A 12,903-nucleotide genomic window follows, 5' to 3' on the forward strand; every position below is an offset into this window, starting at 1 on the left:
GCGCTGTCGGCCGGCTAACGTCGGACCCCAGGAGGAGACCGCGATGAGGAAGGTTCGGGCGAGCGGCCCGCCGAAGCTGGAGACCGAGTCACCGCTCCTGACCGCCGACGACCTCGCCGTGTGGTTCCACTGCTCGCGGCGGGCCGTCTACGACCGCGTCTTCCGCAACCAGATCCCCGGGGTCGTCCGCCTCGGCCGACGTCTCTACTTCGACCGCGTCACCATCCAGGAGTGGCTAAAGCGCCGCCTGCTCGGCGCGCGGCCCGACGACCTCGAGATCCACTGACGCGTCAGTGGAAGTAGCGCTGGATCTGCCCGCCGTTCTGTTCGAACTCGAAGGCGAACCCGAACTCGATCAGGTTCGTGCGCGGGTCGACCAGCTGCGCCGGCGGGTTGTTGAACGGCGCCGCCGCGCGCACCGCCCGGATCGCCTCCTCGTCGAGGTAGCCGAGCCCGCTCGGCCGGTCGATCGAGATCTTGTGGACCGATCCGTCGGCGTTGAGGCGGATGTAGAGCGACGTGACCCACGACTTGGTGCCGACCTTCATGCTGTCCGACGCGCGGCGCTCGTGCAGCGGGCCCGGCTGCCAGTGTTCGGCCACGCTGTCGCGCACGCGGTTGAAGAACGACGCGTACTTCCACCGCCGCGAGTTGAGGGCGTTGTCGGGGCCCTCGGGCACGTTCTTGTCGATCGAGTCGAACGTGCCGGCCTGGCCGAGCGCCCGCTCCATCGCCCCTGGGTTGCCGCGCAGCCCCGGGTTACCGCCGGCCGCGGGCCGCCCCGGCGACAGCGGCAGCGGCCCGAACGCGCCCGGGTCGACCTGCGGGCCCTCCGGCTGCAGCCCCTCGCGCACGCTCGGCGCCTGCTGCGGCGACGGCTGCTTGCGGGGCGAGTTGTCGGCGTCGGGCGAGTGCCCCGGCAGCATCGGCAGGCCGCCCGGCGTCGGCCGCACGTTGGGCGCGCGCGTCTCCTTGTCGACCGACTGGTCGAACTCCGACAGGTACTTGGCGTCGTCGGGCGCCTTCTCCTTGTGGACGCGGTCCTGCTTGATGAGGCGCCCCTTCGGCGTCTCGCGCGGCTGCGCCTCGGACTCCGGCAGCGGCTCCTCCTCCGGAGGCACCAGCGCCACGTCCATCCAGCCGTCCGAGCGCGGCAGCGGCGGCGTGTCCCAGCCGATCCCGATGATCTCGTCGCCCAGCGGCCACATGAGGAGATGCACCAGCAGCGACGCGAGCAGCATGAAGCCCACCAGGCGGAGCCCCGAGTTGTCGCGCGCGCGTGGCATGGGACGCCCCCAGTATAGCCGCCTCGGGCGCCACCGGCTGGGGTATACCCTGCGGCCGATGACCGTCACCGCCCGCCCGCTCTCTCCCGGCGCCGAGGCCCTGCTGGGGCGCGAGGTCCCCGTCCTGGACCTGGGGTTCGTCCAGCCGATCGACTACATGGGCAACGACATCGATATCGTCCAGGCCGCTCGCGTCAGCTACGGCCCGTCGACGCGCAAGGTCCACGACGACCGCGGCCTGCTGCGCTACCTCATGCGCCACCGGCACACCACGCCGTTCGAGATGTGCGAGGTCAAGTTCCGCTGCAAGATGCCGATCTTCGTCGCCCGCCAGTGGATCCGCCACCGGACGGCCAACGTCAACGAGATGTCCCTGCGCTACAGCGAGGCGCCCGACGAGTTCTACGTGCCGGCGCTGGAGCACGTCACCCTGCAGTCGACCACCAACCGCCAGGGCCGCGACGGCGACACCGAGGTCCCGGTCGAGCTGCGCGAGCGGGTGCGCGCCCTCTTGCACACCCGCCACGAGCAGCTCTACGCCGACTACCAGACCCTCGCCGGCGAGCTCGGGATCGCCCGTGAGCTGGCCCGCACTTTGCTGCCGGTGTCGCTCTACACCCAGTGGATCTGGAAGATCGACCTGCACAACCTGCTGCACTTCCTCGACCTCCGCCTCGACCCCCACGCCCAGGTCGAGATCCGCCTGTTCGCCGAGGCGATGGCCGAGTTCGTCCAGGCGTGGGTCCCGCAGTCGTGGGAGGCCTTCGTCGACTACCGCCGCGAGGCCCTGCCGTTCACCCGCGTCGAGGGCGTGGCCCTGTCGCACCTGCTCCGCGGCGCCTCCGCCGACGAGGCCGCCGCCACGCCGGCCTGCAGGGCCGCGAGCTGCGCGAGTTTTTTGACAAGCTGGCCCGCGTGCGCGCGCTGACCGAAGAGTCAGGTTCTTGAAGACATGCCCGTGAGGACATGTCCGCAAGGGCATGTCCCTTCGCGCAGGCGCATCCGCGGCAGCCCAGCGAAAAGCTGCGCCCCCCGGCGCTCCTCGCCCTCGGCTCGTGTGCTTCATCGAACAGCGGGACACGCCGCCCGCGCCCGCGAGCATGAGCGCCGTGAGGTGCTCGTCCGTGTCCGGTCGCGCCGCCCGTCGAGCTCGCCGCGCCAGGTCGCGCCCGGCCACTCGGGGGGTCGTCCATGCGGCCGGTCGCGCCGCCCGTCGAGCTCGCCGCGACGGGTCGCGCTCGGCCCCATGAGATGGTTTCGCAGCCCAGCGCGCCGGGCCGAGGACCGGCAGCTCGGCGCCGCGCGAGACAGCGGCGCCGGCTGTCCCGCAGGACAGGCGGCACCTCGTGGCCTCGGCGTCCACGCCCGCGGCCTCGAGTGGCCTGCCAGTCGACATCGCCGCCGCAGCTTCGCCGCAGAACGACGTTCGCAAGCCCGTCGATCCGCGCGGCCCGTGGCACGCCCGCTGCAGAAGGGGGCCGCGAGGCGCGTCCTTCGGCGCGCCCCCAACCACGGACAGCGAACGATCCATGACATTCCTTCACCGCACCACCACCGCCTTCTCCGCGCTCCTGACCGCCCTCGTGGCCGTGACCGGCTGCAACGAGGCCGAGACCGTCACCGCTCGCTACGCCGCGTTCACCCCGGGATCCGGCATCGTCCTCGCGCTCGAGTCGCCCGAGCGCGCGGCGCTCGAGCTCGCCGACGGCGCGGTCGTCGACCTCGAGCTCGGCGCCCCCGAGGGTGACGATCTGCTCGGCGCCTGCGACCAGGCCTTCAGCGACGGCGACCGCGCCGTGATGCCCGTCCTGACGCGCCCGCTGGCCGTCGGCGACCTCGCCTTCGACGCCCCCGTCCTCGAGGCCAGCTGCGACGCCGAGACCGCCTCGAACGTGCTGGTCCTGCGCGAGTCGACCGACGCCGACTGTGCTGCCGGCGAGTGCCTCGAGTTCGCCGCCCCCGAGGCGGTCGACTTCATCGGCGACACCCCGCGCACGCTCGCCGACAGCGAGTCCTCGCCCGAGGCCGCCTGCCTCCCGGTCGGCTACCGCACCTGCGTGAGCTGCGGCGGCGGCCTGCTCCGCCCGAAGACGATCACCAGCGTCACCGTCGGCCCGACCTCCTGCAAATACACCTACAGTTACGGCGACTGCACGCCGATCTGCGCCGAGTGAGCGCCGGTCCGCGCCGACATGTCCGAACGGACATGAGCTGACGCAGAGGGCGTCGAGCGGCTGGCTCGGCGCCCTCGCCACTTTCTGTCGAGAACATGCACCCGAGCCCTCGAGCGACCCGACTCGGCGACGCCCTCGCACGACCGCCGTGGACACGTGATCGCCCGGCGCGAGCCCGCCGCGGAGCGGCATCGCTCCGAAGCATGTCCGATACGACATGTCCCTCAAGACACGTCATCGTATACCGCGCCCGTGGCGACCTGCCCCAATTTCATTCTAAAAAATGTCCGGCGCAGCATCGCCCCGGTCCCCGGTCCCGGCCCCCGAGCGCCCCGGCGTGACCGCCCGCCCCGCGCCACGGACGCTCGTTTCGCGCCCCGGCCCGCTCACAACCGCCTCGCGCTTGCTCGCCGACGCCCGGCCGTTCACCCTGTGCGGACTGCATGGCACCGCCTCGGAGCTCGGCCCCACGGATCCTCGGTCTCGCGGCGCTCGGCCTGCTCGGCGGCATCGCCTGCAACGAGGACCCGTGCGGACCGCACGCCTGGTGGTGCGACCGGCCCGACGACGCGCAATGGCAGCAGCGAACGACCCCGGTCGAGGACGCGGTCCTCGTCGACTTCGACGGCGACGGCGCCGACGAGGCCGTCACGCTCTCGCGCGACGGCATGAAGCTCACCCTCGCGCGCGGCCCCGACTCCTCCAGCTTTCGCTCGAGCCTCGTGCTGACCGAGAGGCCGGTCGCGCTGGCGGCCTTGCCCGGCGAGGTGGCCGTCGCGCTGGCCTACCCGCCGCAGGTGGCGATCTTCGGCATGGACGCCGACGGTCGGCTGGCGCGGCGGCGCGACATCCCGCTGAGCGACGACCCGACCCGCCTCGACGCCGCCGACCTCGACGGCGACGGCGCCCCGGAGCTCGTCATCGCCGTCCGCGACGCCCGAGCGATCGCCGTCGTCGATCCCCGGACCGGCAGCCTGCGCACCTACCCGGCCGGCCAGGACCCCGTCGACCTCGAAGTCGGCGACGTCGACGGCGACGGCCGCCTCGACGTCGTCGTCATCGATTTCTTCGGGGAGGCGCTGCACGTGCTGCGCGGCGCGGGCGACGGCACGCTGAAGCCTCCCGTCGCCAGCCCCTCGTCCGCGGGCGAGTTCTACCTCGCGCTCGTCGACCACGACGGCGACGGCGACCTCGACGCGGTCGCCCGCAACGTCAGCGCCCAGACCATCCTGTTCCACCGCAACGACGGCCGCGGGGGCTTCTCGAGCCCCACCGCGCTGCCGATCGCCCTCGCCACCCAACCGACCGCCGGCCTGGCCGCGAGCCCCGCCACGGCGAGCGGCCTGGTGAGCGTCAGCGTCCCGCAAGGCGACGCCATCGCCACATGGGTCGGCAAGGGCGCGGCCTGGCTCGGGCGCGTCGAGGGCTGGCTCGCGGACACCCGCTGGGTCGGCAAGGGTCCGGGCGATCTGCTGCTCGTCGGCCTCCGCAACTACCTGGCCGCCCTGGAGTGGGAGTCCGGGACCACGCCGATCGAGGTGTGGCGCAGCGGGCTGCTGCCTCCCCCCGACAACGCCCGCGCGCTGGCCACCGGCGACCTCGACGACGACCACCTGCTCGACTTCGCCGCCGCCTCCGGCAAGCTCCTGCACGCGTTTCACGGCCGCGCCGATCGAGGCTTCGATCAAGAGCTCCTTCTCGAGCTCGAAGCGACCCCGACCGCGATGGTGATCGTCGACGTCTCGGGCGACGGGCGCGACGACATCGTCTTCAACGAAGCCGACGAGGTCCGCGCCCTGATCGCCGGCGAGGACGGCCCGTTCCTCGCCGGCCCGCGCGTGCCGCTCGACATCCCGGCGCGCGCCCTCCTGCCGCTGCGGGTCGGCCCCGACCTCCCGCTGGCCCTCACGGTGCTGCCGCTCCCGCGCAACTACACGGAGGACGAGGTGCCTGGGGCGCGGGTGCTCCGCTTCGGCCCCGACGGCTCGCCCACGACCACGGCGGCGATCGACGACATCTTCGTCGACGCGGCGGCGGCCGTCGACTTCGACGCTGACGGCGTCGACGAGCTCCTCCTCCTGGGCCGCCGCGACGAGGCCCTGGTGGTCACCCACCTCGCGCCCGCGGGCGACGCCTACGAGCCGACCTTCGAGTACGACCTCGAGGAGCTCCTCGGCCGCTTCCCCTCCCGTCCGCGCGACCTCACCGCCGCCGACCTCGACGGCGACGGCGACCTCGAGGTGCTCTTCGGCTTCAATGAGTCGCGCGCGCGCATCGACGGCCTCGCCGACGGCGCGCCGGTCGCGACCGTCGAGGAGCAGCCCGCCCCGACCCACCTCGTCGACTTCGACGGCGACGACCTGCTCGACGCGGTGCGGCTCGACTTCCAGAACCTCGACTACCAGCGCGGTCACGGCGACGGGACCTTCGCCGCCGAGACCGTCCGGCACTGGTTCTCGCGCGGCGTCGAGTTCGCGCTGGCTTCGCGGCCCGACGGTCAGTTCGACATCGCCGAGCTCGCGTACGACACGGTCGCCAGCCACATCGTGCGCGAGGTGATGCGGCCGGTCGCGACCGACATCACGTTCGCCATGAACGGCGCCGCCCTCGACCTCCTCGCCGCCGACCTCGACGCCGACGGCGACGACGACCTCGCGCTCCTCACCGAGCACGGCATCGCCTGGAGCTGGGGCAGCGAGACCGAGCCGCTCGCTCGCGGCGAGGGCGTCACCTTCCTCGGCTGGAGCAGCGGCCTCGCAGTCGGCGACCTCGACGGCGACGGCTCCGCCGAAGCGCTCACCGTGGACAACTTCATCGGCGAGCTCCGCGCCTTCCACACGCATCCGCGGCTCGCGGAGCAGCCGCTCCTGTTCGAGACGCCCCGCAACGCGGCGTTCAGCGGCCTCGCCGTCGCCGACGTCGACGGCGACGCGCACCCCGATGTCCTCGCCTTCTCCATGGGCGACGTCATCCGGCTCGACATCGCCTACGGCACCGCCACGCCGTTCGCCTTCGCCGCCTGGCAGACCGCCTTCGAGCTCCCGCTCGAAGACCAGGCCAGCTTCCAGCTCGGCGACATCGACGGCGACGACGACCTCGACGTCCTGCTCGACCCCTGGAAGCTCCCACCCGTGCTGGTGCGCAACACGGGCGCGCGCGCCTGGGCCGACGCGGTCGGCCTGCGCGGCAGCAGGGCCCGGTTCGCGCCGCTCGGCGCCGACGCTCGCGTCGAGCTGGTGACGCAAGATGGCCCCACGATCTACCGCCACGAGGCCGGCGACCCCGAGCGGCGCGTCGCCCTGGTCCGGGACGACGCCGCGATCTTGCTGACCGCCGCCGACGCCGACGGCGACGGCCGCTACGACCTGACCGTCTCCGAGCCGAAGGCGACGTTCGTGTGGCTGCGCCGCGACGACGGACCCGTGCGCATCGAGCTCGCCGCGGGCCCGCTCGCCGCCGTCACCTACCCCGACATCGACGGCGATCGCCGCCCCGACCTCGTCGCCCTGCCTCCGAACGGCGAGCACCTCTTCATCCGCCGCAGCGGCCGCTGAGCTCGAGGACATGTCCCCGAGAGCATGCTCTGGAGAGCATGCCCATTCGAGCATGTTCTTGAGAACATACGGCATCCCTGCCGAGACGCTCAGCCCTCGCTCGGCGCGCCTTCGGCGTCCGCCTCCCACTCGTCGGGGTCGAGCTCCACCGCCTCCGCCATCTCGCGCCAGTCGAAGTCGAGCGCCTCCGCGGCGCGGAACCACTCGCGGGCCCGCTCGGGCGAGCGCGGGACGCAGTCGCCGGTCGCGTACATCGTCCCGAGAGTGGCCGCCGAGCGGCCGTGGCCCGCCTGCGCCGCGCGCTCGTACCACGCCAGCGCCTGCGCCGGGTCGCGCTCGACCCCGCTGCCCGTCGCATAGAAGCCGCCGAGGTTGCCCATCGCTCGCAGGTTGCCGGCCTCGGCCCCGCGGCGGCACCACGCCAGAGCGAGCTCCTGGTCTTCGGGACAGCCGATCCCGCGCGCGTGCATCACGTACAGCTCGAACATCGCGTCGGCGTCGCCGCGCGCCGCCGCCTCCTCGTAGCACGTCCGCGCCCGCCCGTAGTCCTGCGCCCCGCCGAAGCCGAGGCTCGCGTACAGCCCGAGCATGAAGTGGACCCGGCCGTCCGCGTCGAGCTCGCGCGCGGCCGACAACCAGCGCAGCGCCTGCGCGTGCCGGGCCTGCCCCCACGGCCGGCCGGCGATCTTCGCTGCCAGCACCGCGCTGGGCCCGTGCCCGGCCTCCGCCGCGACCGCGACCGCCGCGAAGGCTGCGTCCGGATCGCCGTCGGCGAACAGCAGCCGCCCGAGCTCGCACGCGGCCTCGTGAAGGCCCAGCCCGGCCGCCTCCCGCAGCGCCGCCCGGACCGCCTCCGCCAGCCGCGCGACCACGTCATCGTTCACCGGCGTGAGACCGAGCATCGCGTCGGTGGCGCGAAACTCGAGCGCGACCCTGGCCGCGCGCGCAGCGTCGTACAGGCCGCGCGCGTCGCCCGAACCGAGCAGCGCGAGCAGCTCGTCATGCTTGAGGACGGCGTCGAGGGTGCGGGGCATGATGCGGACTTGTCCGAAAGGACAGGCGAGTGCGCGATTGTACCTCGCCGCCTGCCCCCGCCGAGCGGCGCGATCGTGTCCTCGCCCTCGACTCTCGAGCCGCCCGCGCACGCAGCGCGACCGGACACCGAGCTCGACGGCAGCGGCCTTCATGACCCCGCTGGAACGCCCCGGGCACGCCGCTCCGGGCCCGACAGCGCCGCGGACAAACCCCGGCCCGGCTTGCGGGCCCGGCGGACGGTCGTAGACAGCGGCACGCGAGGGGTACGAGCCATGCTGACCAAGATTCCGTTCACCGAGCTCCTCAAGTCCGTCCCCGGGTTCTTCGGGATCCGCCTCGAAGAGCAGCCGAAGTACGAGGTGGTCGAGACGATCGACGACGTGGAGATCCGCCACTACAAGCCGGCGCTGCTGGCCCGCCTGACGGTCGAGGGCGAGCACGACAAGGCCGTCGACGAGGCCTTCGACCGCCTCGCCCGCTACATCTTCGGCGAGAACAGCAAGCAGGTCCGCATGTCGATGACCGTCCCGGTCGAGCAGCACGCCGAGGGCGAGCGCATGGCGATGACGAGCCCGGTCCTGCAGAAGCCCGGCGGCCACGGCTGGACCGTCGCCTTCTTCCTGTCCAACGACCTCTTCACCTCCGAGGCGCCCCGCCCCGACGACCCCGCAATCGAGCTGATCCACGAGCCCGCCCGCACGGTCGCCGCCCTGCGCTACCGCGGCAATTCTTCGGAGAACAAGCGCGAGGACTCGCGCCAGCGCCTGCTCGCCGCGCTCGCCAAGAATCCGCGCTGGCGGATCGCCGAGGACGTCTACTGGGCCCAGTACGACGCCCCGTTCACCCTCCCGTTCGCCAAGCGCAACGAGGCGCTGGTCGAGCTCGAGCCGCGCTGAGCTCCGCACCAACCGGTCCTCGAAGACATCCTCGCTCGAGGATGTCCCGCGGCGACCTGGAACCAACGCTGCCGGGCCGGCCCGGATGACGGCGCTGCCCTGCGCCGGCGGCGACACCGTCTTCCTGTCCCTCGGGACGTCTCACCTAATGCTCCTTCCGACATGCTCCAAAGGACATGTCCAGCGCCCTCACCCGCGCAGCAGACCTAGGCCCGGCACGAAGCGCCCCACGCGGCCCGCGTAGCTGCGGTACTTGCCGCCGTGGACGCGCAGCAGGTGCGGCTCCTCCACCACGCGCACCTGCAGCTCGACCGCCAGCAGCAGGCAGGCGAACGCCGCCACGGCCACCGCGTTGGGCAGCAGCACCACCAGCGCCGCCGCCGTGAACAGCATGCACGAGAAGATCGGGTTGCGAACCAGCGCGAACGGCCCCTCGGTCACGAGCTCGGTCCGCTCGTCGCTGCGCACCCCGACCCGCCACGAGCGGCCCATCGCGGTCTGGGCCGCGTAGGTCGCCGCGATCCCGAGCAGCACCGCCGCCCCGCCGAGGATGAATTGCCCCGGCCCGATCTGCGGCGACGCCACCCACCCGAGCAGCCCGGCGATCGGCGCCAGCAGGCTGAGCACCACTCCGGCGATGAACAGCGCCCCGCCCCACCACTCCGCGGAACCTGGCCTTCCGGACAGCCCGTGGAAGCCCGTCGAGCCGGTCTCGCGCAGGTGGCGGTAGGTGCGGAGGCCGAAGGCGACGGCGTAAAAGCCGAGGATCATGAGCAGGGCGACGACTTCGAGACGCATACGAATTCCTGCCCGCCAATGTGAACCCTGCACTCGCTACAGGGTCAAGCGGAGTTCGTCACGGCACGCGCACGCGCGGCCCGAAGCGGGCGTACACCGCCGGCAGCACCAGCAGGGTCAGCAGCGTCGCCGACACCAGCCCGCCGATCACCACGGTCGCCAGCGGCCGCTGGACCTCGCTGCCCGGCGCGCTCGACAGCGCCATCGGCACGAAGCCCAGCGCCGCCACCAGCGCCGTCGTCAGCACCGGGCGCAGCCTCAGCTCGGCCGCCTGGGCGATCGCCTCGACGTGGCCCTCGCCGTCGGCTTGCAGGCGCTGGGCGAAGGTCACCAGCACCAGGCCGTTGAGGACCGCCACGCCGAACAGGGCGATGAAGCCGACGCCGGCGGAGATCGAGAACGGCAGGTCGCGCAGCCACAGCGCCACCACTCCGCCGACCACCGCGAACGGCACACCGAGGAAGATGATCGCCGCCGAGCGCATCGACGACAGCGCCGTCCACAGCATGAACACGATCAGCGCCAGGGCCAGCGGCACCACCATCATCAAGCGGTCGCGCGCGGCCAGGTAGTGTTCGAACGTCCCGCCGTACTCCACGCGGTAGCCGACCGGCAGCGTCACCCCGGCGGCGAGCGCCGCCTGTGCGTCGGCCACAGTCGACCCGAGGTCGCGCCCGCGCACGTTGAACTCGACGATCACCCGCCGCGACTGCTTGTCGCGGTTGACCAGCACCGGCCCCGTCGTGTGCTGCAGCGTCGCCACGTCGCCGAGCGGCACGATCTGCCCGGTGTTGGCGCGCAGCGGGATCGCCGACAGCGAGTCGAGGTCGCCGGTGATCGGCTGGTCGAACTTCACCATCATGTCGAACCGGCGCTCGCCCTCGAGCACCTGGCTGACCTTGTGCCCGACCGCGATCGCCTCGGTCGTGATGTTGATGTCGGCGATCGTCAGGCCGTAGCGCGCCAGCTTGGTGCGGTCCGGATCGATGCGCAGGTACTGCAGCCCCTGGAGCTGCTCGACGCGGGCGTCGACCACCCCGCGCACCCCCTTCACGCGGTCCAGCACCGCCTGGCCGAGCGTCCGCAGCGTCTCGAGGTCGGGCCCGTAGATCACCACCCCGACGTCCGAGCGGATGCCTGCCACCAATTCGTTGGTGCGCATCTGGATCGGCTGCGAGATCGCCCCGGCAATCTCCGGCACCACCTGCTCGACCAGCTCCGACATCTCCTCGGCGATGTCGTCCTTCGTCAGCCCCGGCCGCCACGCCTCGCGGTCCTTGAGCTGCACGTACACGTCGGACTGCTCGACCCCCATCGGGTCGGTCGCGATCTCCGGCGAACCTGTCCTCGAGACCACATGGACGATCTCCGGGATCTCCCGCAGCGCCCGCTCGATCCGCTGGCTCGTCGTCACCGACGTCGACAGCGCCGTCCCCGGCATCCGCCGCGCCTCGATCAAAAGGTCGCCCTCGTCGAGCTGCGGCACGAACTGCGCCCCCAGGCGGCCGAACAGCGCCACCCCGGCGGCCAGCGCCAGCACCCCGACCATCATCGTCAGCCAGCGCCAGCGCAGCGCCGCCCGCAGTGCCGGCGTGTACAGCCTGTGGGCCGCGCGCAGCAGCAGCGTCTCGCGCGCGTCGGGGTGCGGCCGCACCAGGTAGCTCGTCAGCACCGGCACCAGAGTCAGCGAGAAGATGAACGCCCCGGCCAGCGCCAGCAGCACCGTGTAGGCCATCGGGTGGAACAGCTTCCCTTCCATCCCGGTGAGCGCGAGGATCGGCAGGTAGACGATGGCGATGATGATCTCGCCGAACACCGCCGCCCCGCGGACCTCGAGCGTCGAGTCCTGGATCACCTCGATCCGCTGCTCTACCGACAGCTGCGTGCCTGCGCGGCGGCTGGCCTCGCCGAGCCGGCGCGCCGCGTTCTCGACCACGATCACCGCCCCGTCGACGATCAGGCCGAAGTCGATCGCCCCCAGGCTCATCAGGTTGCCCGACAGCCCGGCCGCGTTCATCACGATCACCGCGAACAGCATCGACAGCGGGATCGTCGTCGCCACCACCAGCCCCGCGCGCAGGTCGCCGAGCAGCAGCAGCAACACCAGGATCACCAGCGCCGCGCCCTCGGCCAGGTTGGTCGCCACGGTGCCGATCGTGCGGTCGACCAGCAGCGTGCGGTCGTAGAACGGCTCGACGTACACGCCCTCGGGCAGCGTCGGCGCCAGCTCGGCCAGCTTGTCCTTGATCCCCTGCGTGACCGTGCGCGAGTTCTCGCCCATCAGCATCAGCGTCACGCCGACCACGACCTCGCCCTCGCCGTCCTTGGTCGCCGCGCCGCGCCGCAGCTTGGGTCCGAAGCGGACCTCGCCGACCGAGCTCACGGTGATCGGCACGCCCTGCGGCGTCGCCCCGAGCACCACGCGCTCGAGGTCTTCGCGGCTGCGGACCAGGCCGTTCGAGCCGATCACCACCTGCTCCTGGTTGCGCTCGATGTAGCCGCCGCCGGCGTTGGCGTTCGACTGCGCCAGCGCCTCGGCCACCTCCCCGATCGACAGGCGCAGCGCCTGCAGCCGCTCCGGCCGCAGCACCACCTGGTACTCGCGGTTCTCGCCGCCGAAGCTGTTGGTCTCGACCACCCCCGGCACCGTGCGCAGCTGCGGCCCGACGTACCAGTCGAGCAGCTCCTCGAGCTCCATCAGCGAGTGCGTCTCGCTGCGCAGCGTGAACTGGTAGATCTCCCCCAGCCCGGTCGAGATCGGCCCCATCTCCGGCGTCCCGTAGGCCGCCGGCACCGCCTCGCTCGCCTCGCGCATGCGCTCGTTGATCAGCTGGCGCGCGAAGTAGATGTCGGTGCCGTCCTTGAACACCACCGTCACCACGCTGAGCCCGTACTTCGAGACCGAGCGGACCTGCGTCATCTTCGGCAGGCCCGACATCGCCCGCTCGACCGGGATGCTGATGTACTGCTCGACCTCCACCGGCGACAGCGCCGGCGCGGCCGTGATCACCTGCACCTGCACGTTGGTGACGTCGGGCACCGCGTCGATCGGCAGCTCCAGCGCCGACCGTACCCCGACCACGACGAACAGCAGCGTCGCCACCAGCACCAGCGCCCGGTTGCGCAGCGACCACGCGACGATCACGGTCAGCGCGTGCAT

9 protein-coding genes are annotated in these 12,903 nt (G+C 72.3%); 5 read left to right on the plus strand and 4 right to left on the minus strand.

Features of this window, described 5'->3' with window-relative positions; all coding sequences use genetic code 11:
* Positions 1-43: 43 nt before the first annotated feature.
* The gene (locus OV090_RS38915) at positions 44-286 is read left to right on the plus strand and encodes a helix-turn-helix domain-containing protein (protein WP_267709898.1); all 243 of its coding nucleotides are present in this window, start codon (positions 44-46) and stop codon (positions 284-286) included.
* 4 nt (positions 287-290) lie between these two features.
* Here OV090_RS38915 and OV090_RS38920 read toward each other — a convergent pair whose 3' ends face one another.
* Positions 291-1,286 carry a TonB family protein gene (locus OV090_RS38920; protein ID WP_267709899.1) on the minus strand — a complete coding sequence of 332 codons (996 nt, stop codon included), beginning with the start codon at positions 1,284-1,286 and terminating at the stop codon, positions 291-293.
* Positions 1,287-1,344: 58 nt separating this feature from the next.
* On the opposite strand from OV090_RS38920, the gene thyX reads away from it, so the two are divergent.
* The 3 genes from thyX (at position 1,345) to OV090_RS38935 (ending at position 7,014) form a co-directional block, all read left to right on the plus strand.
* The gene (gene thyX / locus OV090_RS38925) at positions 1,345-2,214 is read left to right on the plus strand and encodes an FAD-dependent thymidylate synthase (protein ID WP_267709900.1); all 870 of its coding nucleotides are present in this window, start codon (positions 1,345-1,347) and stop codon (positions 2,212-2,214) included.
* Positions 2,215-2,815: 601 nt separating this feature from the next.
* Positions 2,816-3,460 (plus strand): hypothetical protein, encoded by a 645-nt coding sequence (locus tag OV090_RS38930; RefSeq protein ID WP_267709901.1) that lies wholly within the window; start codon positions 2,816-2,818, stop codon positions 3,458-3,460.
* 443 nt (positions 3,461-3,903) lie between these two features.
* Positions 3,904-7,014 (plus strand): FG-GAP-like repeat-containing protein, encoded by a 3,111-nt coding sequence (locus tag OV090_RS38935; RefSeq protein WP_267709902.1) that lies wholly within the window; start codon positions 3,904-3,906, stop codon positions 7,012-7,014.
* An 89-nt stretch (positions 7,015-7,103) separates the two neighbouring features.
* On the opposite strand, the gene OV090_RS38940 is transcribed toward OV090_RS38935, so the two are convergent.
* Entirely contained in the window at positions 7,104-8,048 is a 945-nt protein-coding gene (locus OV090_RS38940; protein WP_267709903.1) for a tetratricopeptide repeat protein, read from the minus strand.
* Positions 8,049-8,321: 273 nt separating this feature from the next.
* On the opposite strand from OV090_RS38940, the gene OV090_RS38945 reads away from it, so the two are divergent.
* The gene (locus tag OV090_RS38945) at positions 8,322-8,945 is read left to right on the plus strand and encodes a heme-binding protein (RefSeq protein ID WP_267709904.1); all 624 of its coding nucleotides are present in this window, start codon (positions 8,322-8,324) and stop codon (positions 8,943-8,945) included.
* Positions 8,946-9,134: 189 nt separating this feature from the next.
* On the opposite strand, the gene OV090_RS38950 is transcribed toward OV090_RS38945, so the two are convergent.
* On the minus strand, positions 9,135-9,743 hold the full coding sequence (locus tag OV090_RS38950) for an isoprenylcysteine carboxylmethyltransferase family protein (protein ID WP_267709905.1): 609 nt from the start codon (positions 9,741-9,743) through the stop codon (positions 9,135-9,137).
* 58 nt (positions 9,744-9,801) lie between these two features.
* A complete protein-coding gene (locus OV090_RS38955) occupies positions 9,802-12,903 on the minus strand; it encodes a CusA/CzcA family heavy metal efflux RND transporter (RefSeq protein WP_267709906.1) in 3,102 nt (1,033 codons plus the stop codon).

This window comes from Nannocystis sp. RBIL2, assembly GCF_026626745.1.
Lineage (GTDB): Bacteria > Myxococcota_A > Polyangia > Nannocystales > Nannocystaceae > Nannocystis.